At 72.1% G+C, this 21,255-nt stretch carries 23 protein-coding genes; 14 read left to right on the top strand and 9 right to left on the bottom strand.

Annotated elements, in window-relative coordinates; all coding sequences use genetic code 11:
* A complete protein-coding gene (locus AW271_RS33720; RefSeq protein ID WP_062341662.1) occupies nucleotides 1-906 on the top strand; it encodes an aldo/keto reductase in 906 nt (301 codons plus the stop codon).
* Here the strand turns inward: AW271_RS33720 and AW271_RS33715 are convergent.
* From AW271_RS33715 to AW271_RS33705, 3 genes are read right to left on the bottom strand one after another with little or no spacing between them, the layout of a single operon-like run.
* Complete coding sequence (locus AW271_RS33715) at nucleotides 903-1,526, bottom strand: ABC transporter permease (protein ID WP_062341661.1); 624 nt, start codon at nucleotides 1,524-1,526, stop codon at nucleotides 903-905. The two genes, AW271_RS33720 and AW271_RS33715, sit on opposite strands and share 4 nt — an antisense overlap.
* The gene (locus tag AW271_RS33710) at nucleotides 1,523-2,392 is read right to left on the bottom strand and encodes an ABC transporter ATP-binding protein (protein WP_062341660.1); all 870 of its coding nucleotides are present in this window, start codon (nucleotides 2,390-2,392) and stop codon (nucleotides 1,523-1,525) included. Before AW271_RS33710 ends, AW271_RS33715 begins: the two co-directional genes overlap by 4 nt.
* Nucleotides 2,389-2,781, bottom strand: a complete 393-nt coding sequence (locus AW271_RS33705; RefSeq protein WP_369408509.1) for a GntR family transcriptional regulator — start codon at nucleotides 2,779-2,781, stop codon at nucleotides 2,389-2,391. The genes AW271_RS33710 and AW271_RS33705 overlap by 4 nt, the downstream gene beginning before the upstream one ends.
* 123 nt (nucleotides 2,782-2,904) lie before the next feature.
* Here AW271_RS33705 and AW271_RS33700 point away from each other — a divergent pair, with 123 nt between their 5' ends.
* A complete protein-coding gene (locus AW271_RS33700) occupies nucleotides 2,905-3,831 on the top strand; it encodes a Bug family tripartite tricarboxylate transporter substrate binding protein (protein ID WP_157554909.1) in 927 nt (308 codons plus the stop codon).
* A 36-nt stretch (nucleotides 3,832-3,867) separates the two neighbouring features.
* Nucleotides 3,868-4,896 carry a mechanosensitive ion channel family protein gene (locus AW271_RS40335; RefSeq protein WP_062341658.1) on the top strand — a complete coding sequence of 343 codons (1,029 nt, stop codon included), beginning with the start codon at nucleotides 3,868-3,870 and terminating at the stop codon, nucleotides 4,894-4,896.
* Here the strand turns inward: AW271_RS40335 and AW271_RS40330 are convergent.
* Nucleotides 4,883-5,509 (bottom strand): hypothetical protein, encoded by a 627-nt coding sequence (locus AW271_RS40330; RefSeq protein WP_157554905.1) that lies wholly within the window; start codon nucleotides 5,507-5,509, stop codon nucleotides 4,883-4,885. The two genes, AW271_RS40335 and AW271_RS40330, sit on opposite strands and share 14 nt — an antisense overlap.
* A 100-nt stretch (nucleotides 5,510-5,609) precedes the next feature.
* Here AW271_RS40330 and AW271_RS33685 point away from each other — a divergent pair, with 100 nt between their 5' ends.
* A complete protein-coding gene (locus AW271_RS33685) occupies nucleotides 5,610-6,197 on the top strand; it encodes an Rv1733c family protein (RefSeq protein ID WP_157554903.1) in 588 nt (195 codons plus the stop codon).
* Nucleotides 6,198-6,218: 21 nt separating this feature from the next.
* Nucleotides 6,219-7,748, top strand: coding sequence for a glycoside hydrolase family 15 protein (locus tag AW271_RS33680; RefSeq protein WP_062341655.1), 1,530 nt, complete (start codon nucleotides 6,219-6,221; stop codon nucleotides 7,746-7,748).
* Here the strand turns inward: AW271_RS33680 and glgC are convergent.
* Nucleotides 7,735-8,952 (bottom strand): glucose-1-phosphate adenylyltransferase, encoded by a 1,218-nt coding sequence (glgC, locus tag AW271_RS33675; RefSeq protein WP_245653330.1) that lies wholly within the window; start codon nucleotides 8,950-8,952, stop codon nucleotides 7,735-7,737. The genes AW271_RS33680 and glgC overlap by 14 nt on opposite strands.
* Nucleotides 8,953-9,010: 58 nt before the next feature.
* Between glgC and glgA the strand changes: the two genes are divergently transcribed.
* The gene (gene glgA / locus AW271_RS33670) at nucleotides 9,011-10,192 is read left to right on the top strand and encodes a glycogen synthase (protein WP_062341653.1); all 1,182 of its coding nucleotides are present in this window, start codon (nucleotides 9,011-9,013) and stop codon (nucleotides 10,190-10,192) included.
* Here glgA and AW271_RS33665 read toward each other — a convergent pair.
* Complete coding sequence (locus AW271_RS33665; RefSeq protein WP_062341652.1) at nucleotides 10,162-12,063, bottom strand: copper-translocating P-type ATPase; 1,902 nt, start codon at nucleotides 12,061-12,063, stop codon at nucleotides 10,162-10,164. The two genes, glgA and AW271_RS33665, sit on opposite strands and share 31 nt — an antisense overlap.
* 101 nt (nucleotides 12,064-12,164) lie before the next feature.
* Between AW271_RS33665 and AW271_RS33660 the strand changes: the two genes are divergently transcribed.
* From AW271_RS33660 to AW271_RS33645, 4 genes are read left to right on the top strand one after another with little or no spacing between them, the layout of a single operon-like run.
* The gene (locus AW271_RS33660) at nucleotides 12,165-12,446 is read left to right on the top strand and encodes a metal-sensitive transcriptional regulator (protein WP_062341651.1); all 282 of its coding nucleotides are present in this window, start codon (nucleotides 12,165-12,167) and stop codon (nucleotides 12,444-12,446) included.
* A 27-nt stretch (nucleotides 12,447-12,473) separates the two neighbouring features.
* A complete protein-coding gene (locus tag AW271_RS33655; RefSeq protein WP_062341678.1) occupies nucleotides 12,474-12,686 on the top strand; it encodes a heavy-metal-associated domain-containing protein in 213 nt (70 codons plus the stop codon).
* On the top strand, nucleotides 12,683-13,537 hold the full coding sequence (locus AW271_RS33650; RefSeq protein WP_063818199.1) for a DUF8832 domain-containing protein: 855 nt from the start codon (nucleotides 12,683-12,685) through the stop codon (nucleotides 13,535-13,537). The genes AW271_RS33655 and AW271_RS33650 overlap by 4 nt, the downstream gene beginning before the upstream one ends.
* A 1-nt stretch (nucleotide 13,538) precedes the next feature.
* The gene (locus AW271_RS33645; RefSeq protein ID WP_062341650.1) at nucleotides 13,539-15,644 is read left to right on the top strand and encodes a heavy metal translocating P-type ATPase; all 2,106 of its coding nucleotides are present in this window, start codon (nucleotides 13,539-13,541) and stop codon (nucleotides 15,642-15,644) included.
* Here the strand turns inward: AW271_RS33645 and AW271_RS33640 are convergent.
* From AW271_RS33640 to AW271_RS33630, 3 genes are read right to left on the bottom strand one after another with little or no spacing between them, the layout of a single operon-like run.
* Nucleotides 15,634-16,641, bottom strand: a complete 1,008-nt coding sequence (locus tag AW271_RS33640; RefSeq protein WP_062341649.1) for an alcohol dehydrogenase catalytic domain-containing protein — start codon at nucleotides 16,639-16,641, stop codon at nucleotides 15,634-15,636. The two genes, AW271_RS33645 and AW271_RS33640, sit on opposite strands and share 11 nt — an antisense overlap.
* The gene (locus AW271_RS33635; protein ID WP_062341648.1) at nucleotides 16,638-17,117 is read right to left on the bottom strand and encodes a GNAT family N-acetyltransferase; all 480 of its coding nucleotides are present in this window, start codon (nucleotides 17,115-17,117) and stop codon (nucleotides 16,638-16,640) included. The genes AW271_RS33640 and AW271_RS33635 overlap by 4 nt, the downstream gene beginning before the upstream one ends.
* Before the next feature lie 9 nt (nucleotides 17,118-17,126).
* Complete coding sequence (locus AW271_RS33630) at nucleotides 17,127-17,417, bottom strand: hypothetical protein (RefSeq protein ID WP_062341647.1); 291 nt, start codon at nucleotides 17,415-17,417, stop codon at nucleotides 17,127-17,129.
* Nucleotides 17,418-17,498: 81 nt separating this feature from the next.
* Here AW271_RS33630 and AW271_RS33625 point away from each other — a divergent pair, with 81 nt between their 5' ends.
* The 4 genes from AW271_RS33625 to AW271_RS33610 all read left to right on the top strand — a co-directional run bounded on the left by AW271_RS33625 (nucleotide 17,499) and on the right by AW271_RS33610 (nucleotide 21,253).
* Nucleotides 17,499-17,987, top strand: coding sequence for a hypothetical protein (locus tag AW271_RS33625; protein WP_062341646.1), 489 nt, complete (start codon nucleotides 17,499-17,501; stop codon nucleotides 17,985-17,987).
* 65 nt (nucleotides 17,988-18,052) lie between these two features.
* Nucleotides 18,053-19,780: an ABC transporter ATP-binding protein gene (locus tag AW271_RS33620; RefSeq protein WP_062341645.1), complete on the top strand. Its 1,728-nt coding sequence runs from the start codon at nucleotides 18,053-18,055 to the stop codon at nucleotides 19,778-19,780.
* A 77-nt stretch (nucleotides 19,781-19,857) separates the two neighbouring features.
* Complete coding sequence (locus AW271_RS33615) at nucleotides 19,858-20,457, top strand: hypothetical protein (protein WP_062341644.1); 600 nt, start codon at nucleotides 19,858-19,860, stop codon at nucleotides 20,455-20,457.
* Between the two features lie 58 nt (nucleotides 20,458-20,515).
* Complete coding sequence (locus tag AW271_RS33610) at nucleotides 20,516-21,253, top strand: phosphatase PAP2 family protein (protein ID WP_245653329.1); 738 nt, start codon at nucleotides 20,516-20,518, stop codon at nucleotides 21,251-21,253.
* The last annotated feature ends 2 nt before the right edge of the window (nucleotides 21,254-21,255 follow it).

Here is a 21,255-nt window from a genome sequence, read left to right as displayed (position 1 = left end):
ATGACCTCTCTCGTGCTCGGGGCCATGAATTTCGGCACCCTGACTGACGAAAGCACCTCGTTCGCGCTGCTCGACCGGTTCGTCGACGCCGGTGGCACGGTGATCGACACCGCCAACTGCTACGCCTTCTGGAACGACCCGGACGGGCGGGGCGGCCAGAGCGAACTGCTCCTCGGCCGCTGGCTGGCCGCCCGTCCGGGCCTGCGCGACCGGCTGACCCTGGCCACCAAGGCCGGGGCCGAGCCGGTCGGCCCGGGGGAGTGGCCCGCCAGCCGCGAGGGCCTCTCGGCACCGGCCCTCAAGGAGGCGCTCGCGCTGAGCCTCGGCCGCCTCGGGATCGACCACGTCGACCTCTTCTGGACCCACATGGAAGACCGGTCGGTCCCCCTGGAGGAGACGGCCGGGGCTCTCGCGGGCCTGGTCGCCGACGGTCTCACCACCCGCGTCGGCGTCTCCAACCACCCCACGTGGCGGGTGGAGCGCGCCCGCGCCCTCGGTGCGCCCTACTCGGCGCTGCAGCTGCGGTATTCGTACCTGACCCCCCGGCCCTGGACCTCGGTCGAGGGCGTCAACCACCGCTTCGCGTGGGTGACCGACGAGACCCTCGACTACGTGGCCTCGGAGGGTCTCGACCTGTGGGCCTACACGCCGCTCATCTCGGGTTCCTATGTACGTCCGGAGCGCCCCTTCCCCGAGGCCTATGACCACCCCGGGACCACCCGCAGGCTCCAGGCCCTCGCACAGGTGGCCGACGGCCTCGGGGCGACCCGGAACCAGGTCGTGCTGGCCTGGCTGCTCGCCGCCGGGGTCAGCCCGATCATCGGGCCGTCCACGGTCGCCCAGCTCGACGAACTGCTCGACCTGCCCCCGCTCTCCCCGGGGGACCTGGCCCAGCTGGACGTCTAGCCGGGATCGCGGCGCGCGACGAACCACCACGCGCCCGCCAGCAGGACGCCCGCGAGCCCGGCCGTGATCGCGGCCTCCACCGCGCCGAGCGTGGCGGGGGCCCAGCCGAGCTCGCGGGCGGCCCGGTTGCGCAGCCCCTCGGCGATCAGCTGGCAGGCGGCGACGCCGAAGAAGGCCGCCCCCATGGCGACCGTGGTCCGTCGGGTGACGGCGCTCCAGAACGTGCCGAGGGCGACCGCGAAGAGCGTCCAGGTGAACGGGAGCAGGCCGGTCAGCTCCGGCGGGACGGACCGGAGCGACCACCAGATCAGCGCGGTGACCAGCCCGGTCGTGACCAGGGCGAGCACGGCGGCGGTGCCGACCTGGGGGGCCAGCCAGCGGCTCCGGCTGATCGACTGCGTCCAGGCGAACTGGTGGGTGCCGCGTTCGTACTCCCGCGAGAGCAGCGGCGCCCCGAGGAACACCGCCATCACGAGCGGCAGGTAGGGGAACAGACCGGCCGAGATGCCCCGCACGCCCGGATAGAGGCGCTCGACGGCGACGAACCCGGCCCATAGGACGACGATGAGCGCCATGCTGGCCATGCGGACGCGGTGCTGCCTGATCGCGAGCCAGGTCACAACGCCACCGGCCTCGGGGCCAGCACGGCGTCGGGCGCGCGCAGATAGCCGAGCACCAGGTCCTCCAGGGAGAGCTCGCGGGCGGTCCAGCGGGGATCGTGCACGGGTCCCCTCAGCCTGACCAGCAGGGTGGTCTGCCGTTCGGTGTCGCTCCGGCCGACGACGTCGTAGGAACCGGCGGGCGGGCCGCCGGCCGGGCCCACCAGCAGCCGGTGCGCCGCGACCAGCTCCTCGATGTCGCCCGCGACCTGCACCCGGCCCTGCGAGACCAGGATCAGGTGGTCGCAGACCTCGGCGAGTTCGGCGACGACGTGCGAGGAGAGCAGCACGGTCAGCCCCCGCTCGGCGACGGCGGCCATGAGCCCCTCCATGACCTCGTGGCGGGCCAGCGGGTCGAGGTTGGCGAGGGGCTCGTCGAGCACGACGAGGTCGGCCCGCTTGGCGACGGCCAGCGTGATGGCGACCTGGGCCCGCTGACCCCCCGACAACTGGCGGATCCGCTTGCGCTGCGGGATGCCCAGGTCGTCGAGCCGCTTGCGCGCGCCCGGGGTGTCGAAGCGGGGGTTCAGCCCGGCCCCGGCCCTGATCGTCTCGGCGACGGTGAGCTCGGGGTAGAGCGGCTTGTCCTGCGCGACGAACGCCACCCGGGGCAGGTTCGCGCCGCGCGGCGGCTCCCCGAACACCCTGACCTCGCCCTCGTCCGCCCTCCGCAGCCCGACGGCCAGCCGCATCAGCGACGACTTGCCGGCCCCGTTGGGCCCCACCAGCGCCGCCACCCGCCCCTGCGGCACGCTCGCGAAACAGCCGCGCAGCGCCCACGTCCGGCCGTACCGCAGCCCGGCTCCGGCCAGTTCCAGCGCGTTCACGCCGTCGCCTCCCCGATCAGGCCGCCGGACAGGGCCGACTCGACCAGGGCCCGGATGTCGTCGGGCCCGAGACCCGCCTCCCGGGCGTCCCGCACCCACGCCGCCAGCCGCCGTTCCAGCGCGGGGTCGCGCGGCCGGGCCAGCGACCGCCGCACGAAGGTGCCCAGGCCCGGCCGGGGTTCCACCAGCCCCCGGGACTCCAGCTCGCGGTAGGCCCGCAACACCGTGTTCGGGTTGATGGCCAGCCGGCCCACCACCTCCGCCGCCGTCGGCAACCGGTCGCCTGGCGTCAGGCGGCCGAGCCGCATGGCCTGCTCGACCTGCTGCACGATCTGCATGTACGTCGCCACGCCCGACCTCTTGTCGAGAGAGAACTCGATCAACGTCACTCCCATCAATCCACTAATGCATTAGTTAATTGATGGAGAGCTCTCCCGTCAATGCCGACCCCGCTGACGTAACGGCAGGTAATCGGTCATATGCTCAACGTGTACGACCGAGGGGAGGGTGGAGTGCGGCGTCGGGAGTTCCTCCTGTGGGGAGCCGGTCTCGCCGCATTGGCCGCCGGCTGCGGGGCCGGCCCGCGTCCACTGGGCGTGCCGCTCTCCCTGGTCGTGCCGGCCGTCGTGGGCGGCCTCGACGACGAGTTCGCCCAGGAGCTGCGGAGGGTCGTCACGCGGCGCGGCCTCGCCCGCGCCGCCGAGGTCACCGCCTGCGACGGCGACAAGGCGTCGATCAGAGACTTCACCCACGGGACCGGCCGCGGCCGGATGCTGGTCGCGGGCCCGGCGCTGGTCAACCTGGCGGGCACCGTCCCGCTCGCCCGGATGGCGGGGGAGTGGTCGGTCGTCGTGGCCCCGATGGGCTCCAGGTTCCGCGACTTCGACGACCTGGCCGCCGCCCTGCGCAGGAGTCCCGGCTCGGTGCTGATGGGCGGCCGGGGCCACGGCGGCGCCGACCACGTCCTGTGCGGCCTCGTCGCCAAGGGCCTCGGCGCCGACGCGCGGCTGGTCGACTACGCCGCCTTCCCCGGCCAGGACGGCCTGCTGGGCGCGCTGCTCGACGGCCGCGTCGCCGCCGGCGTCGGCGGGGTCGCCCGGCTGGCGCCGCAGATCCGCGCGGGCCGCGTGCGGGCCCTGGCCGTCTCTTCGCCCGAACGCCTGCCGGAGGTCGACGCGCCGACCCTGATGGAATCGGGGGTCCGCCTCGTCCACGCCGACTGGCGCGCCCTGCTGGCCTCCGACGCGCTGCGCGACGACGACCGCGCCCACCTGCTCGACGTCTGCCGGAGCATCGGCGTCTCCGACGAGTGGGCGGCCTCCTGCCGCCGCCATCTCTGGACCCCGCTCTACCTCGACGGCCCCGACTTCGACGACTGGCTGCGGGTCGAGTCGGCCCGTGCCCGCGACGTCCTCACCGATCTGGGCCTCAAGCAATAATCTGACAAAAAGCCATAAATGTGGTGCGCTCACACCGTGACGGACGCATGGAACTGGATCTCCCTCGCCATCGCCGTGCTCGCCGCCCTCATCGCGGTCGAGCTGGTGCGACGCATCCTGCGCTCACGGCTCGTCGGTGACCGCTGGGCCCTGGCCGGGCCGCTGGTCCGGCGCTGCACTTGGCCCGGGTTCGTCACCGCCGCGCTCGCCACCGGCACCGCCGTCTACGACCGCGGGCTGATCCCGCCCGACGCCGAAGGCTGGGTCGGCCACCTGACCACCATCGCGCTGATCTTCTGCGCCACCTGGCTCGTCATCCAGACCGCCTACGCGGTGACGGACGTCGTACTGGAACGGCTGGTGCGCGTCGAGGGCGACGCCAACCGGCGGGCCCGGCGCATCAGGACCCAGATCGAGCTGGTGCGCCGGGTCTGCGCCGCCGTCGTGATCGTGCTCGCCCTCGGGGCCATGCTGTTCACCTTTCCCCAGGTCAGGGCGCTGGGAGCGGGCCTGCTCGCGTCGGCGGGCATCGCCGGCGTGCTGGTCGGCATCGCGGCCCAGTCGACCCTGGGCAACCTGCTGGCCGGCCTCCAGCTGGCCTTCTCCGACGCCATAAGGCTCGACGACGTCGTGGTCGTCCAGGGCGAGTGGGGGCGGGTCGAGGAGCTCACCCTCACCTACGTGTCGTTGCGGCTCTGGGACGAGCGGCGGCTGATCCTGCCCGTCTCCCACTTCGCCAACAACCCGTTCGAGAACTGGACCCGGCACGAGAGCCGGATCCTCGGCACGGTCTTCCTGCGCGTCGACTGGACGGTGCCGATCCCGGACCTGCGCGCCGAGCTGCACCGGGCGATCAAGGACCACCCGCTCTGGGACCAGAAGGACTGGACCCTCCAGGTCACCGACGTCACCCCGGGCGGGCTGGTCGAGGTGCGCGCCCTCATGTCGGCCGCCGACTCGGCCAGCGCCTGGGACCTGCGGTGCGACGTGCGGGAACACCTGGTGACCTGGATCAGGGAGAACCACCCCGAGAGCCTGCCCCGGCTCCGGGTCACAGAGGCCTGATCGTCGAGCCGATCTGCTCGAACAGGGTCTCCTTGCCCGGCAGGTCGGTCGTCAGGGTCACCACGCAGGTCGTGCCCTTGCCCGAGTGGGCGTAGTACTGGGTGCCCTGGACCGGCCCGGCCGGCATCTTCAGCGTGTAGCGGATGCGGACGCCCTGACCATTGCCGATCTTCACCACGCCCGCGCCGGAGACGGTCGCGCCGACGCTGGCGAGCTGCTGCTCGGCCTGCTGCTGGAGGGCCTCGTTGGAACCGCCCACGCTGGGCTGGCAGAAGCCGTTGAGGTTGGTGACGAAGCCCTGCTTCGACTCCTGACGGCTGGCGGGGTCGAGGGCGTAGACCGCCTTGGCGGCCTGCAGGGCCTTCAGGCCCTCTCGGGCCTGGTCGAGCGCCGGGCCGGTGAGGCCGGTGGCCGCGAGCTGCTCCTCGAAGCCCGATTTCGACAGGTCGACGACCTTCCAGGCGGTCGGCACGCCGATCGAGACGCCGGTGGCCACGCTGCCGATGCGGTGGAAGCCGTCGGGCACCTCGGTGCCGGGGATCGGCTTGGGCTGCGGCTTGGTGCAGGCCGAGAGTAAGAGCAGGGCGGTGAGCGCGATGAGGGCTGGACGCACGCCCACGAGCGTAACGCCAAACGGCGGAAACCCCAGGTCACATGTCCGGATATAGGCATAAACCGGATGTGAAGTGGTAGGTCTCCCTAGAGGTGGGGAGATGGCTGCAAATCCTGTGGTCCGGTTCCGGCGCTGGCTGGGATTCGACCGGAACCCGTTGCGCCGCCCGTGCGACCGCGTCGAGGCGGCGGTCCGGCGGCTGGCCGTCCTCGTCACGCTCGCCGCCGTGGTGTGCGGGCTGATGCTGGGGATCAAGGCCTATGGCGAGGGCGTCCGCGCGGAGCACGAGCAGGCGCGTGCCCGGCACGCCACCGAGGCGACCCTGCTCGACGACGCGCGTGTGCACGCGACCGTGAACGGCCCGGCGACCGCGACCGTCATGGCCGCCTGGACGGGCCCCGACGGCAAGGATCACCAGGGTCTGGTCCAGGCCCCGGTGTTGTCAGTGAAGGGCCAGAAGATCACCGTCTACACCGACACGCAGGGCCAGCCCGTGCCGCGCCCGCGTGACCGGGAGACCACCGTCGTGGCCGCGCTGACCGTGGGCACCGGCGTGCCGCTGGCCATGATCGTCGCGAGCTGCGCCCTGCTGGGCGTGACCCGGCTGCTGGTGTGGCGCCAGGTCCGCCGCGACTGGGCCGACGCCTGGACGGTCGTCGAACCCACGTGGCGCATCAACGGGCGCTAGGACGGAGGAGAAGGGCCAGGCATGCTCGATCCCGATCCGCCCTTCCGCCCGGTGCGCCGCCGGGAGGGCTATCCGCCCCTGGAGGACCTGGGCCTCATCGGTGACGGCACGACCGCGGCGCTCGTCGGCGTGGACGGTTCGATCCCATGGTTGTGCCTGCCTCACTTCGACGGCGACCCCCTGCTGTGCGGCCTACTGGATCACGAGCGCGGCGGCCACTTCACGCTCACCGTGGACGACCTGCGCGAGGCCCGGCAGTTCTACGAGCCGGACACCGCGGTGCTGGTGACCGAGCTCCGCGGCCCGACCGGCCTGGTCCGGATCACCGACGCGCTGGCCCTGCGGGCCGGCGCCGACCTCAGCGACGACGCGGGCGGCGGCCGGGGAGAGCTGGTCCGATCCGCGGTCGTGCGGGCCGGAACCGTGCGCCTGCGGGCGGAGCTGGAGCCGCGCGGCGGCGGGCAGGCTCGGGCCCTTTGCAGCGGTCTGGAGGTGCGCGTTTCACGGCGGCCCGACCTGCGGCTGCATCTGCGCGGCAGCCGCCCGCTTACCGGCCTGCGCACCGTGTACGACCTTCGGGAGGGCGACCGCCTCGATCTGGTGCTGTCCTGGGGCCGCATCCACCGCCATCACCGGTTCGACCCCGAGGCGATGGTGCGGCAGACCATCGAGGCCTGGCGGCGGTGGATGCGCGAGTGCGGCTACCGCGGCCCGCAGGAAGCGCTGGTCCGGCGCTCGGTGATCACGCTCAAGCTGTGCGACGATTGGGGCAACGGCGCAGCCGACCAGCGCCAGCACGACGTCTACGGCGAGGTGCTGGACTGCGCCGATCAGTGGCTGCTCCCCGGCCGCGAACTCCAGCCGGCGATGTGGTCCGGTCTGGCGGAGCTGGCCGAGGCCGCCGCGCGCACCTGGCGGCAGCCGGATCAGGGCATCTGGGAGATACGCGGCGAAGGCCGGGTCTTCACCTACTCGGCGGGGATGTGCCAGGTGGCCCTGGACCGGGCCGCGGCCATCGGCGAGCGGTTCGGCCGGTCCGGCCCAATCGAGACCTGGCGGGCCACCGCCGATGAGCTGCGCCGGCTCATCTTGGGGCAGTCCTGGGACGAGCGGGCGCAGTGCCTGAGCGAGCATCTGGACGGCGGCGGCGGTCTGGACGCCAGCCTGCTCGCGCTACCGCTGCGCAAGGTCGTACCCGCCGACCATCCACGCATGGCCGCCACCACCGCGGCCATCGCCGAACGCCTGTCGGCCGGTGACGGCCTGCTCTACCGGTACCTGCACGATCAATCCCCCGACGGCCTGCCCGGAGACGAGGGCGCCTTCCTGCTGTGCAGCTTCTGGCTGGTCGACAACCTCATCATGCAGGGCCATCGAGAACGGGCCGGGAATCTGTACGCGTCCCTGTGCGCCCGCGCCAGCCCGGTCGGGCTGATGCCCGAGCAGATCGACCCCTCCACGGGAGCGTTCATGGGCAACTTTCCGCAGGCGTTCAGCCACATCGGGATCATCGCCAGCGGCGTCAACCTGGGACGCGTCAACGGTCGATGATCTCGTTCTTGCCGATCACCACGACGCCGTCGTTGGTGACCGCGAAGCGCTCGCGGTCCTCTTCGAGGTCGAAGCCGATGCGGGCGCCGTCGGGGATGACGACGTTCTTGTCGATGATGGCCCGGCGCACGATCGCGCCCCGGCCGACCTTGACGTTGCCCATCAGCACCGAGTCCTCGACCTGGGCGTGGCTGTGCAGGATCACGCCGGGCGAGAGCACCGAGCGCAGCGCCAGGCCGCCCGAGACGATCACGCCGGCCGAGACCAGCGAGTCGATCGCGCGGCCGACCCGGTCGCCGTCGTTGTGCACGAACTTGGCGGGGGGCAGCGGGTCGTGGCCCGTGTAGATCGGCCACCGGTCGTTGTACAGGTTGAAGACCGGGTGGGCCGAGATCAGGTCCATGTGGGCGTCGTAGTAGGCGTCGAGCGTGCCCACGTCGCGCCAGTAGCCCCGGTCGCGTTCGGTGGAGCCGGGGACCTTGTTGTCCTTGAAGTCGTACACCTCGGCGCTGCCGGCCTTGACCATCATCGGGATGATGTTGCCGCCCAGGTCGTGCTTGCTGCCGGGGTCGATGGCGTCCTCGCGCAGGGCCTCGATCATGGCCTGGGTGCGGAAGACGTAGTTGCCCATCGAGGCGTAGATCTCGCCGGGGGAGTCGGGCAGGCCGACGGCGTCCTTCGGCTTCTCGCGGAACGCGGTGATGCGGCGGCCCGTCGGGTCGGTCTCGATCACGCCGAACTGGTCGGACAGCCCCAGCGGCTGGCGGATCGCCGCCACGGTCACGTCGGCGCCCGAGTCGATGTGCTGCTCGACCATCTGGCGCGGATCCATCCGGTAGATGTGGTCGGCGCCGAAGACGATCACGTGGTCGGGCAGCTCGTCGTAGACCAGGTTCAGGTTCTGGAAGAGCGCGTCGGCCGACCCCGCGAACCAGCGCGGCCCGAGCCGCTGCTGGGCCGGCACCGGCGTCACGTAGTTGCCGAGCATCGCCGACAACCGCCAGGTGCGCGAGATGTGCCGGTCGAGACTGTGGTTCTTGTACTGGGTCAACACCACGATCTGCAGATAGTGCCCGTTGGCCAGGTTCGACAGGACGAAGTCGATCAGCCGGTAGATGCCGCCGAACGGCACCGCCGGTTTGGCCCGGTCCGCGGTCAGCGGCATGAGCCGCTTCCCCTCACCACCGGCGAGCACAATTGCCATGACCCTCATGACGCAGACCTTAACCCGTCAAAACGGTCGCAAACACTAGGCTGCGCATATGCGTGTCGATCTTTTGAGCCGTGAGTTCCCGCCCGACGTTTACGGCGGGGCCGGTGTGCACATCGAATACCTCTCGCGGGAGCTGCGACGGCTCCTCGACGCGCGGGTCCGCTGCTTCGGCGCGCCCCGCGAGGGCGCCGACGCCTACTCCACTCCACCCGGCCTGACCTCGGCGAACGCCGCGCTCCAGGTGCTCGGGACCGACCTGGAGATGGCGGCCGGCTGCGCCGGGGCCGACCTCGTGCACTCCCACACCTGGTACGCCAACTTTGCGGGCCACGTCGCCAAGATGCTCTACGGCATCCCGCACGTCGCCACCACCCACAGCCTCGAACCGCTCCGCCCGTGGAAGGCCGAGCAACTCGGCGGCGGCTACGTGTTGTCGTCGTGGGCCGAGCGCACCGCCCTGGCCGCCGCCGACGCGATCATCGCGGTCTCCGGCGGCATGCGCCGCGACGTGCTGACCTGCTACCCGGAGATCGACCCGGGCAAGGTCACCGTCATCCACAACGGCATCGACACCGACGAGTACGCCCCCGCCCGCTCGACCGAGGCCCTGACCAGGCACGGCATCGACCCCGGCAAGCCCTACGTCGTCTTCGTCGGCCGCATCACCCGCCAGAAGGGCCTGACCCACCTGCTGCGGGCCGCCCGCGACTTCGACCCGGCCGCCCAGCTCGTGCTCTGCGCCGGCGCGCCCGACACGCCCGAGATCGCGGCCGAGGTCACCACCCTGGTCGAGGAGCTCCAGGCCACCCGCGAGGGGGTCGTCTGGATCACCGAGATGCGCCCGCGCCCGGAGATCATCGAGATCCTCACGCACGCGACCGTCTTCGTCTGCCCGTCGGTCTACGAGCCCATGGGCATCGTCAACCTGGAGGCCATGGCCTGCGAGACCGCCGTCGTGGCGACCGCGACCGGGGGCATCCCCGAGGTGGTCGCCCACGACGAGACCGGCCTGCTGGTGCCCATCGAGGCGGGCGAGCACGGCGAGCCGCGCGACCCGGCCCTGTTCGCCCACGCCATCGCCGCCGACGTCAACCGGCTGCTCGCCGATCCCGGCCTGGCCGCCCGCATGGGCCGCGCCGGCCGGGCCCGCGCGGTGGCCGAGTTCTCCTGGCCGGCCATCGCCGAACGCACCCGCGACCTCTACGAGAGCCTCAGCCGCCGCAGCAGCTGAGCGTTGGCGGCGACCACGACCGTGGAGGCCGACATCAGGATCGCGCCGACCGACATCGGCAGCACGAACCCCCACGGCGCCAGCACCCCGGCCGCCAGGGGGACCGAAACGAGGTTGTAACCGGCCGCCCACCAGAGGTTCTGCTTCATCTTCCGGTAGGCGGCCCGCGACAGGTCCATGACCGAGAGCACCGCCTGGGGGTCGTCTCCGGCGAGCACGACCCCGGCCGAGGCGATGGCGACGTCGGTGCCGGCCCCGATGGCGATCCCGACGTCCGCCCGCGCCAGCGCGGGCGCGTCGTTCACCCCGTCGCCGACCATCGCGACGCGCCGTCCCTCGTCCTGAAGTTCCTGTACGGCTCCCGCCTTGTCCTCCGGCCGGACCCCGGCGTAGAAGCGCGTGATCCCCAGTTCGCGCGCCACCGCCGCGGCCACCTCACGGGCGTCGCCGGTGATCATGGCGACCTCGATGCCGCGCGCTTCGAGGTCCGCCACGGCCCGGCGGGACTCCGGCCGGATCTCGTCGGCGAGCGTCAGCGCTCCGGCGACCACCCCGTCGGCCAGGACGTGCAGCACGGTCGCCCCCTCGGCCTCGCGGATCGGCCGCAGACCCTCCTCGTCGAGCAGGCCGGGCCCGCCGACCCGCACCCGCCGCGAACCGACCAGGGCCGACACCCCGACCGCGGGGGAGGAGACGAACTCCGTCGCCGGCTCGACGTCGAGCCCGCGTTCCTTCGCCGCCGCCACGATCGCCTTGGCGAGCGGATGCTCGGAGTCGGCCTCGGCCGCCGCCGCCAGGGCCAGCACCTCGTCGGAGGTGACCCAGGTGACCACCGGCTCGCCCTTGGTCAGGGTGCCGGTCTTGTCGAACAGCACGGTGTCGACGGTCCGCATGCTCTCGAGCGCCAGCCGGTCTTTGACCAGGACCCCCGCGCGGGCGGCCCGCTCGGTCGCGATCGACACCACCAGGGGGATGGCCAGCCCGAGGGCGTGCGGGCAGGCGATCACCAGGACCGTGATGGTCCTGGTCACCGCCTCGTCGGGCTGCCCCAGCGACGTCCACACGACCGCCGTGAGCAGCCCCGCGCCGAGCGCGAACCAGAACAGCAGCGCGGCCGCCCGGTCGGCGATGCGCTGGGCCCGGGAGGTCGAGTTCTGGGCGGCCTCGACCAGCCGCCGGATGCCCGCCAGCGCGGTGTCCTCGCCCACCGCGCGCACCTCGACCCGCAGGCCCGAGTCGGTCGCGACGGTCCCGGCGACCACCCGGTCGCCCTCCGAGCGGCGGACCGTGGCCGACTCGCCGGTGATCATCGATTCGTCCACGCCCGCCGAGCCCGAGACGACCACGCCGTCGGCCGGGATCCGGCCGCCCGGCCGGACCACCACCACGTCGCCCGCCCGCAGCTCCGAGGGCGGCACCCGCGTGCCGTCGGCGCGTTCGGCCTCGTCGGGCAGCAGGGCGGCCAGCGAGTCGAGCGCCGAGGTGGTGCGGGCCAGCGAGCGCATCTCGATCCAGTGGCCCAGCAGCATGATCACGATCAGCAGGGCCAGTTCCCACCAGAAGTCGAGCCCGTGGTCGAGCAGCCCCAGGCTCGCGCCCATCGAGGCTGCGAAGGCGACCGTGATGGCCAGCCCGATCAGCAGCATCATCCCGGGCGTGCGGGACCGCAGCTCGTGCACCGCGCCGGTGAGGAAGGGCCGCCCGCCCCAGACGTACATGACGGTGCCGAGCAGCGGCGACAGCCACGGCGGGCCGGGGGCCTGGTAGCCCACGACCATGGCGAACATGCCGGACGTGAGGACCGTCGGCACGGCCAGCGCCAGCATCCACCAGAACAGGCGCCGGTACTGCGCCACATGGTGATCGTGCATTTCGGGACCTCCTCGACTAAACCCCCGGGGGTATGTTAGATTTTATACCACTACCCCCTAGGGGTACTATTAGGCAAGGACGAAGGCCCGGGGAGGTCGCGATGCACGGCTACACCGATCACAAGCAAGACCACCTGAAGCGGCTCCGCCGAATCGAGGGGCAGGTCAGGGGCCTGCAGCGAATGGTCGAAGCAGACAAGTACTGCATCGACGTGCTGACCCAGGTGTCGGCCGCCAACCGCGCGCTGCAGTCGTTCGCCCTGGCCCTCCTCGAAGAGCACCTGGCCCACTGCGTCGCCGAGGCCACCGCCAAGGGCGGCCCCGAGGCCGACGCGAAGATCAAGGAAGCCTCCGACGCGATCGCCCGCCTCGTCCGCTCCTGACGACCCGATTTGAAAGAGGACACCGCCATGACCGTCACCGCCTACACCGTCACCGGCATGACCTGCGGACACTGCGCGAGCTCGGTCCGCGAGGAGGTCGGCGCCATCGCGGGCGTCAGTGACGTCAAGGTCGACGTGCCGACCGGCACGGTGACCGTGACCAGCCAGAGCCCGGTCGACGAGACCGCCGTCAAGGCCGCCGTCGAGGAGGCCGGCTACACCTTGGCGGGCCCGGCGTGAACACCGCCACGAAGCTGGGCGTCTTCGCCGCCGGCCTCGCCGTCGTCTTCGGCGGGGCCTACGCGGTCGGCGTCACCCAGGAGGAGGACCTCCCGCGCGGCCAGGCCGCCTACTCGCCCGAGCCGGCCCACGGTGGCCACGCCCATGAGGAGAGCGCGGAGGCGCCGGCCGACCACGTGCCGGGCGGCCTGCAGATCTCCCAGGACGGCTACCGCCTGCACCCGGCGGCCACCACGCTCGAACCGGGGAAGAGCCACGAGTTCGCCTTCCACGTGGCCGGCCCCGACGGGAAGCCGGTCACCGGCTACCAGGTCGCCCACGAGAAGAAGCTGCACCTGATCGTGGCCCCCCGCGACCTGGGCGGCTTCCAGCACCTCCACCCCGAGCTGGCCCCCGACGGCACCTGGACCGTCCCGCTCACCCTGCCGGAACCCGGCGCCTACCGCATGTACGCCGACTTCGCTCCCGAAGGCGGCCCGGCCCTGACCCTCGGCGCCGACCTGACCGCCCCGGGCGACTTCGAGCCCGACCCGTTCCCGGCGACGAGCCGGACGTCCACGGTCGACGGCTACACCGTCACCCTCCAGGGCGAGATGAACCCGGGCCAGCCCTCGCCGCTCTCCCTCGTGGTGAGCAAAGACGGTCAGAAGGTGAACCCGGAGCCCTACCTGGGCGCCCAGGGCCATCTGGTGATGCTGCGCGCGGGCGACCTGGCCTATCTCCACGTCCACCCGATGACCGGGCTGATCTTCATGGCCCAGGCCCCCCGCGAGGGCGGCGCCTACCGGTTGTTCTTCGACTTCAAGCACGGCGGCACGGTCCGGACCGCGTCGTTCACGCTGGAGGGATGACATGCCGAACCTGATCCAGCTCTCCATCGGCGGCATGACCTGCGCGTCGTGCGCCAACCGGATCGAGCGCAAGCTCAACAAGATCGACGGCGTGACCGCCACGGTCAACTACGCCACCGAGAAGGCCAACGTCGTCTTCGCGCCCGGGGTCTCGGTGCGCACCCTGGTCGAGGAGGTGGAGAAGGCCGGATACAGCGCGACCCTGCCCGAGGAGAAGCCGGAGACCGCCGGGAGCGACCCCCTGAAGACCCGGCTGATCACCGCCGTCGTGCTCGCGGTCCCCGTGATCGCGATGGCCATGATCCCGGCCCTCCAGTTCACCTACTGGCAGTGGCTCTCGCTCACCCTGGCCGCCCCCGTGGTCGTCTACGCCGGATGGCCCTTCCACAAGGCCGCCTGGACCAACCTCCGCCACGGCGCGGCGACCATGGACACCCTGGTCTCGCTCGGCACGCTGGCCGCCTTCGGCTGGTCGCTCTGGGCGTTGTTCCTCGGCACGGCCGGGGAGCCGGGCATGGTCCACCCGTTCTCGTTCGCGATCGAGCGCAGCGACGGCGCCGGCAACATCTACCTGGAGACCGCCGCGGGCGTGACCGCGTTCCTGCTGGCCGGGCGCTACTTCGAGGCCCGCGCCAAACGCCGCGCCGGAGACGCCCTGCGCAGCCTGATGGAGCTCGGCGCCAAGGACGTCGCGGTGCTGCGCGACGGCAGGGAGAGCCGGATCCCGGCCGAGCTGCTCAAGGCGGGCGACCTGTTCGTGGTCCGGCCCGGCGAGAAGATCGCCACCGACGGCGTCGTCCACGAGGGCGCCTCGGCGGTCGACGCGTCGATGCTGACCGGAGAGTCGATGCCGGTCGAGGTGCGGGCCGGTGACGCGGTCACGGGCGCGACCGTCAACGCCGGCGGCCGGCTGGTCGTCAGGGCCACCCGCGTCGGCTCCGACACCACGCTGGCCCAGATGGCCCGCATGGTCGAGGAGGCCCAGACCGGCAAGGCCCGCGTGCAGCGGCTCGCCGACCGGATCTCCGGCGTCTTCGTGCCGGTCGTGATCGCCCTCGCGGTGGCCACGCTTGGCTTCTGGCTCCCGGTCGCGGGGCCGGTGGCGGCCTTCACCGCCGCCGTGGCGGTGCTGATCATCGCCTGCCCCTGCGCCCTGGGCCTGGCCACCCCGACCGCGCTGCTGGTCGGCACCGGCCGGGGCGCGCAGCTCGGCATCCTCATCAAGGGCCCCGAGGCGCTGGAGTCGACCCGGCGCGTCGACACGATCGTGCTCGACAAGACGGGCACGGTCACCGAGGGCCGGATGACCCTGGTCGAGGTCCGCGTCGAAGAGGGCTTCGACGAGCAGGAGGTCCGCCGCCTGGCCGCCGCCGTCGAGCACGCCTCCGAGCACCCCATCGCCCGCGCCCTGGTCAAGGGCCACGGCGACCTGCCGCCGGTCACCGGCTTCGTCGCCACGGCCGGAGAGGGCGTGCGGGGCGTCGTCGACGGACATGAGGTCGCGGTCGGGCGGGCCGAGTCGGGCGTCGCCGTCACGATCGACGGCGTGCGCGCCGCCGTCATGACGGTGAGCGACGTGCTGAAGCCGTCGTCGGCCGCGGCGATCACCCAGCTGCGCGCCCTCGGACTGCGGCCGGTCCTGCTGACCGGCGACCACGAGACCGTCGCCCGCGAGATCGCCGGCCAGGTCGGCATCGACGAGGTCGTCGCCGGGGTCCTCCCGGCGGGCAAGGTCGAGGCCGTCAAACGGCTCCAGGCCGAGGGCCGCGTGGTCGCCATGGTGGGCGACGGCGTCAACGACGCCGCCGCGCTGGCCCAGGCCGACCTCGGGCTGGCCATGGGCACCGGCACCGACGCCGCCATCGAGGCCGCCGACCTGACCCTGGTCAGGGGCGACCTGCGGGTGGCCGCCGCCGCGATCCGGTTGTCGCGCCGGACGTTGCGGATCATCAAGGGCAACCTGTTCTGGGCCTTCGCCTACAACGTGGCCGCCCTGCCGCTGGCCGCCCTCGGCCTGCTCAGCCCCATGATCGCCGGGGCCGCGATGGCGCTCTCGTCGGTGTTCGTGGTCGCCAACAGCCTGCGGCTGCGCGCCTTCAAGGGCTGATCAGCGTCACCCCGGGCCGCCCGCCCCGGACGAGCGCGTCGGGAGCCTCGTCCAGGGGGATGGTCCGGGTGATCAGCAGCTCGGGCGACAGGGAGCCGTTCTCGATGAGGGCGAGCATCTCGGGATAGGCGTGCGCGGGCATGCCGTGGCTGCCGAGGATTTCCAGCTCCCACGCGATGACCCGGCCCATGGGCAACTCGGTGTCGCCGGGCAGCAGCCCGATCTGCACGTGCCGCCCCCGCCTGCGCAGGCTGCCGATCGAGTTCCGGCAGGTCGCGGCGCTGCCGAAGGCGTCCATCGACAGGTGGACGCCGCCCGTGACCTCGACCAGCCGGTCGAGGCGGCCCGGCGGCAGGGTCTCGGCGGCCCCCGCCGCGGCGGCCAGCGCGAGCGCGTCGGGATGGACGTCGACCGCGACCACCCGGGCCCCGGCCGCCGCCGCGATCATCACCGCCGACAACCCGACCCCGCCGCAGCCGTGCACGGCCACCCACTCGCCGGGACGCACCCGCCCCTGGTGGACGACGGCCCGGAACGCGGTCGCGAACCGGCAGCCGAGCGCGGCGGCGGCCCCGAACGACAGGTCGGCGGGCAGCGCGATCAGATTGACGGCCGCGTTCCGGACGACGACGTACTCGGCGTAGGACCCCCAGTGGGTGAAGCCCGGCTGGGTCTGCGCCGGGCAGACCTGGTGGTCGCCCGCGCGGCACGCGGCGCACACCCCGCAGGCGAAGATGAACGGCGCGGTGACCCGGTCGCCGGCCGCCCAGCCGGTCACGCCCGGCCCGACCTCGGCGATCACGCCGGCGAACTCGTGCCCCGGCACGTGCGGGAAACTCTGGATGTCGGCGTCGTGGCCCTGCCACCCGTGCCAGTCGCTCCGGCACAGGCCGGTGGCCTCGACCTTCACGACCACCTCGCCCGGCCCGGCGACCGGGTCGGGCACCTCGCGGACCGAGGGCCGCTCCTTGAAGGCGTCGTACACGACCGCCCTCATGACAGGGCCCGCTGGTAGAGGGCGGTGTCGACCCAGCGCCCCAGTTTGAACCCCACGTCCCGCAGCCGCCCGGCCTCCGTGAACCCCTCGGCGACGTGCAGGCCCACCGACGCCGGTTGCGCGTCGGCGATCACCGCGATCATCTGTCTGGCCCCCGCTTCCCTCGACCGGATCATCAGCTCGCGCAGCAGGGCCCGCCCGAGCCCCCGTCCGGTGTGCTCGGGGGAAATATAGAGGGAATCCTCCACCGTGTAGCGATAGGCCGGTTTCGGCCGGTACGGCCCCGCGTACCCGAACCCCGCCACGACCCCGCCGACCTCGGCCACCAGGAAGGGCAACCCGGTGCCGGCCTTGGCCTCCCACGCCGCCCGGTCGAGCCCGGCCTCGTCGAAGGTGATGACGGTGGTGAGCGCGTAGTGCTCGTGGACGGCGGCGACCGACGGGAGGTCGCCGGGCCGGACGGGACGGATCGTCATGCGGTCAGCCTAGGGAAGGCGGGCCGCGGTCTCCCTGGTCAGGTCGGCGACCACCGGGGTCAGGTCGGGCCGGTCGCCCAGCAGTTCGTCGAAGCGGGCCCGCCAGGCGCCGGTCTCGGTGACGGTGAACTCGTCGTCCTCCAGCAGGCGCAGGCGCGTCTCGGCCAGCTTCAGCTGGTACATGACGCCTAAGTAGCGGCCGATCATGTCGTTGAGCCACCAGTAGGTCTCGGCCGTCGACGCCTCGACGACGACACGGGCGGCTTCCCAGGCGACGCGCCGGGCGTTCAGGGCCTTCATAACCGGATCGTAAGCGCCGTGCAAGGGGATTCCGAGATGGTGTCACCACAACAAGCGAAACACCCCCGAAGGGAACCAGCCGTGCGCCTCCTTGGCGGCCTCGTCGCAGCTCTCGCCCTCGTCCTCGTCCCCTCCGCCCCCGCCTTCGCCGACAACCCCCCGGTCGCGTCCAAGACCGACCTCGTCCAGCAGGCCCCCGCCAAGAAGTTCGAGCGCTACAGCTCGGGCAAGCGGGCCTACACCAAGGGCTCCGTCTCCGGGGTGATCACCAACCCCGGCGCCGTCATCGAGAACGCCGACATCAAGGTCAGCGGCAAGATCAGCGACCTGACCAAGGGCTCTGGCTGCGGCTACGCGGTCTTCCGGATCACCTACCAGAAGGGCGGCAACCAGCCCTTCACCCACAAGACCTTCCGCGACTGCACCTACAAGACGCCGGCGTCGTACAGCTTCACGTACAAGAACGCGACCCTCGTCGAGCTGAAGGTCTGCTCGGAGGCCAAGACCACGAAGGTCTCCGTCCAGTGCCTGTACGGCGGCGCATGGAAGGTGCTTTACGCCACGATATGACCCCGTTAATCCTGGGATGCGAAGATCTACCCTGAATCCGTAGATATTTTGCGCTGAGGACATCAATGGGTGAACTGGACCACCGCTACCGGGGCGAACATCCGATCCGGACGCTCGCCTACCTCTACCGCGACCACCGCGCATCGCTCCTGATCGCGGTGGTCGCCTTCGTGTTCAAGCACAGCCCCACGTGGATGTTGCCGCTGGTGACCGCCAACATCATCGACGTCCTGGTCGACCGGGGGCCCGTCTCGGGCATCTGGCTCAACGCCGGGGTGCTCTGCCTGCTGCTCACCCTGAACTACCCCTTCCACCTGCTCTATGTACGCCACCTCAGCGGCACCATCCGCAAGGTGAGCACCGGGTTGCGCTCCTCGTTGTGCGCCCGGATGCAGCAGCTCTCGATCGGCTACCACGCCCGGGTCAGCGCCGGAGTGCTGCAGACCAAGGTCATCCGCGACGTCGAGAGCGTCGAGACGATGTCGCAGCAGGCCGGCGACATCGGCCTGTCGGCGCTGGTGATGCTGGCGGGCGGGGTGACCGTCATCGCCGTCAAGGTGCCGCAGGCGCTGCCGGTCTTCCTGGTCGTCGTCCCGGCCGCCGCGATCCTGGTGATGAGGATGCGCCACCGCATGCGCACCGACAACGAGAGCTTCCGGCTGGAGGTCGAGCGGCTGTCGTCCCGGGTGACCGAGATGACGCACCTGATCCCGATCACCCGCGCCCACGGCCTGGAGAAGGACGCCCTGCACCGCGTCGACGGCACCCTGCGCACCGTGCTCCGCACCGGGTTGCGGCTCGACCTCGTCAACGGCCGCTTCGGCTCGCTGGCCTGGATCCTGCTCAACACCCTCGGCGTCGTGTGCCTGGCGGGGGCGGCGCTGGTGTCGTACCACCGCGTGTTCGCCCTGACCCCCGGCGACGTCGTCATGCTCAGCACCTTCTTCACCACGCTCACCACCGCGGTCACCTCGCTGATGAGCCTGACCCCGATCATCAGCCGGGGCCTTGAGTCGGTGCGTTCGATCGGCGAGGTCCTGCAGGCCCCCGACCTGGAGCACAACGACGGCAAGGCCGAGGTCGCCGAGGTGACCGGCCGCCTCGACTTCCAGGACGTCGCCTTCACCTACGGCGTCCGGGACCTCTCCCTGTCGGTGCGCCCCGGCGAGACCGTCGCCCTCGTCGGCGCCTCCGGCGCGGGCAAGTCCACCGTCCTCAACCTCGTCATCGGCTTCCTGCGCCCGACCGAGGGCCGCATCCTGCTCGACGGCGTCGACATGGAGACCCTCGACCTGCGCACCTACCGCAAATTCGTGTCGGTCGTGCCGCAGGAGTCGATCCTGTTCGAGGGCAGCGTGCGGGAGAACGTCACCTACGGCCTGCCCGACGTGCCCGCCGAGGTGATCCGCCAGGCGCTGGAGGACGCCAACGCCGCCGAGTTCGTCGACCGGCTGCCCGACGGCTGGGACACCGTGGTCGGCGAGCGCGGCGCCCGCCTGTCGGGCGGCCAGAAGCAGCGCCTGGCCATCGCCCGCGCCCTGATCAGGGACCCCCGCATCCTGATCCTCGACGAGGCCACCTCGGCCCTCGACACCCGCTCGGAGAAGCTGATCCAGCAGGCCATGGCCCGTCTCGTCGAGGGCCGGACCGTCCTCGTGGTGGCCCACCGGCTGTCCACGATCCGGAGCGCCGACCGCATCGTGGTCATGGAGCACGGCCGCGTCGCCGAGACCGGCTCCCACGACGAACTCGTGCGCGCGGGCGGCGCGTACGCCCTGCTCCAGTCGGCCTGACACGGGTTTGCAAGCCTCCTGCAGGCGGTCTGGTGCATAAGGGAGGGCAACACCCACGCCCTTCTGGAGCTCCACCCATGATCCTGCGTACCCTCACGGCCGCCGCGCTCCTCCTCGGTGCCGCGGCCGCCCCCGCCACCGCCGCCCCCCAGCTCTGCCGTGAGGGCTTCGTCTTCCGCGCCGCCCGCCCGGCCGACCGGGTCTGCGTGACCCCGGCCACGCGGGCGGGCACCCTGGCCGACAACGCGCTCAAGGCGACCCGCTGGGCCGACGAGAGCCACGCCTGCGTCGAGGGCTACGTCTGGCGCGAGGCCTTCCACGACGACGACGTCTGCGTCATCCCGGCGGTCCGCGCGCAGGCCAGGGCGGACAACGCGGCGGCCGACTCCCGCCGCCTGCTCGCGAAGTTGTGGATCACCACCGAGGGCCACGTGGTCAAGCTCAACGGCAGCCACTACAACGTCGGCCAGGTCAAGCTCTACGTGCGGCGGTCGGGCGGCGACCTGGTCTGGAGCGGCGTGATCGCCGCCGCCGAGTTCCCCGGCTACCCGGGCGGCAGCTGGGGCAAGAAGACCGGCCTGCCCCACTGCGCCGGGGTCCCCAACGCCTACGCCCGCGCCCAGGACGTCACCTCCGGCCGATGGTCGGCGAAGGCCCCGCTGCGCGTGGGATGTTGATGTTCGATCGCCCCTCGCCGGGGTAGCACGGCGGCCCATGACGGAGATGCGCCGATGGATGCTGGGACCCGACGGCGCCCTGGGCGCGCGGCTGACGGCCGCGATCCTGGCGGCGGCGCTTCTGCTGGTCCCGTTCATGGTCCTGCTGGTCCTCGTGAAGAGCGCCTTCACCCCTCTCAACCGCTTCGACCAGGGCGTGGCCGCCGATCTGCACTCCTACGCGCTGAGCAACCCCGGCTTCGCCCGGGCCATGGAGTTCATCACGAACGCCCTCGCGCCCGAGACGTGGCGGGTGCTGGTCGGGGCCGCGGCGGTCTACACGCTGCTGCGCGGGGCGCCCCGGCTGGCCATCTGGGCGATCACGACCGTGGTCGCGGGCGGGCTGATCGGGCTGGCCGTGAAGATCGCCGTGGAGCGGGCCCGGCCGATGTTGCCCGACCCGGTCTCGTGGGCGCCCGGCTGGTCGTTCCCCTCGGGCCACGCTCTCAACGCCGCCCTCGGAGCGGTCACGCTGGTGCTCCTGCTGCTGCCCATGCTGCACGGGGTCTGGCGGGTGGTCGCCTGGACGCTGGCCGCGCTGGCCTCGGTGACGGTCGCCTTCACCCGCGTCGCCCTCGGGGTGCACTGGCTCAGCGACGTGGTGGCCGGGCTGATCCTGGCGCTGGTGGTCGTGGCGGCGACGGCCGCCGGATTCGAGGCCTGGCGGCGGCGGATGGGCCGGCGGCCGGTCGAACCCTACATCGAGGGGGTCGAGCCGGAGATGGCCGCCCCGACGGGCACGGGAGAGCCCCGATGAAT

Origin of the sequence: Herbidospora sakaeratensis (assembly GCF_001570525.1) — a bacterium.
In the GTDB taxonomy this organism is placed as follows: domain Bacteria; phylum Actinomycetota; class Actinomycetes; order Streptosporangiales; family Streptosporangiaceae; genus Herbidospora; species Herbidospora sakaeratensis.
Note: the sequence above shows the minus strand (reverse complement) of the source record. Positions and strands in the feature narration are given on the sequence as shown.

What these genes read in the sequence shown, in the direction of transcription:
- AW271_RS33720 (WP_062341662.1), top strand. Translation starts at nt 1, where the DNA reads ATGACCTCTCTCGTGCTCGGGGCCATGAATTTCGGCACCCTGACTGAC.
- AW271_RS33685 (WP_157554903.1), top strand. Translation starts at nt 5,610, where the DNA reads ATGGCTGCAAATCCTGTGGTCCGGTTCCGGCGCTGGCTGGGATTCGAC.
- AW271_RS33680 (WP_062341655.1), top strand. Translation starts at nt 6,219, where the DNA reads ATGCTCGATCCCGATCCGCCCTTCCGCCCGGTGCGCCGCCGGGAGGGC.
- glgC (WP_245653330.1), bottom strand. Translation starts at nt 8,952, where the DNA reads ATGGCAATTGTGCTCGCCGGTGGTGAGGGGAAGCGGCTCATGCCGCTG.
- glgA (WP_062341653.1), top strand. Translation starts at nt 9,011, where the DNA reads ATGCGTGTCGATCTTTTGAGCCGTGAGTTCCCGCCCGACGTTTACGGC.
- AW271_RS33665 (WP_062341652.1), bottom strand. Translation starts at nt 12,063, where the DNA reads ATGCACGATCACCATGTGGCGCAGTACCGGCGCCTGTTCTGGTGGATG.
- AW271_RS33660 (WP_062341651.1), top strand. Translation starts at nt 12,165, where the DNA reads ATGCACGGCTACACCGATCACAAGCAAGACCACCTGAAGCGGCTCCGC.
- AW271_RS33655 (WP_062341678.1), top strand. Translation starts at nt 12,474, where the DNA reads ATGACCGTCACCGCCTACACCGTCACCGGCATGACCTGCGGACACTGC.
- AW271_RS33645 (WP_062341650.1), top strand. Translation starts at nt 13,539, where the DNA reads ATGCCGAACCTGATCCAGCTCTCCATCGGCGGCATGACCTGCGCGTCG.
- AW271_RS33640 (WP_062341649.1), bottom strand. Translation starts at nt 16,641, where the DNA reads ATGAGGGCGGTCGTGTACGACGCCTTCAAGGAGCGGCCCTCGGTCCGC.
- AW271_RS33635 (WP_062341648.1), bottom strand. Translation starts at nt 17,117, where the DNA reads ATGACGATCCGTCCCGTCCGGCCCGGCGACCTCCCGTCGGTCGCCGCC.
- AW271_RS33630 (WP_062341647.1), bottom strand. Translation starts at nt 17,417, where the DNA reads ATGAAGGCCCTGAACGCCCGGCGCGTCGCCTGGGAAGCCGCCCGTGTC.
- AW271_RS33620 (WP_062341645.1), top strand. Translation starts at nt 18,053, where the DNA reads ATGGGTGAACTGGACCACCGCTACCGGGGCGAACATCCGATCCGGACG.
- AW271_RS33615 (WP_062341644.1), top strand. Translation starts at nt 19,858, where the DNA reads ATGATCCTGCGTACCCTCACGGCCGCCGCGCTCCTCCTCGGTGCCGCG.
- AW271_RS33610 (WP_245653329.1), top strand. Translation starts at nt 20,516, where the DNA reads ATGCTGGGACCCGACGGCGCCCTGGGCGCGCGGCTGACGGCCGCGATC.